Source organism: Streptomyces sp. H27-D2, assembly GCF_035828615.1.
GTDB lineage: Bacteria > Actinomycetota > Actinomycetes > Streptomycetales > Streptomycetaceae > Streptomyces.
The window spans coordinates 1-503 of record NZ_JAYMZR010000243.1 but is presented as its reverse complement, the minus strand read 5'-3'; the positions used below and the strand labels follow the sequence as shown (position 1 = coordinate 503).

1 protein-coding gene is annotated in these 503 nt (G+C 72.6%); it reads left to right on the top strand.

The window, feature by feature from the left end; genetic code table 11:
- Window positions 1-43: 43 nt before the first annotated feature.
- Window positions 44-503 (top strand): hypothetical protein (locus tag QMK28_RS34115; RefSeq protein ID WP_326443580.1); only part of this gene is annotated, 460 nt, incomplete at its 3' end.

The following is a 503-nucleotide window of genomic DNA, read 5'->3' as shown; positions in this document are numbered from 1 at the left end:
CATCGGCGAGGTGCGGGCGGGGGGTGCGGCTGCGGGGCGGGTGGTGAAGCGGGTCAAGGAGCAACTGCGGGCGGTCCCGGGGGACGGGCTGGGCTACGGCATGCTGCGCTACCTCAACCCCGAGACCGGTGCCGTGTTGGCGGGTCTGCCGTCCGCGCAGATCGGCTTCAACTACCTCGGTCGCGTCCCTGACATCGCAGCGGACGGCTCCCGGACGATGCGGGAGTGGGTGCCGACCGGTGAGGTCGGGCCCGGCGCGGGCGCGCCTGGACAGTTCCCGGTGATGCATGCCCTGGAGGTTCTGGGTATGGTCCACGACGTGCCCGGGGGGCCGGAGCTGACGCTGAGCCTGGTCTGGCCGGAGCGGATTCTGGATGAGGCGGAGGTGCAGGCCCTGCTCGATGGCTGGGCGGCGATGCTGGCCGGATTCGCGGCTCACGCCTCCCGCCCCGGCAGCGGGGGGCACACGCCTTCCGACTTCCCCCTTGTGGAGCTGGAGCAGC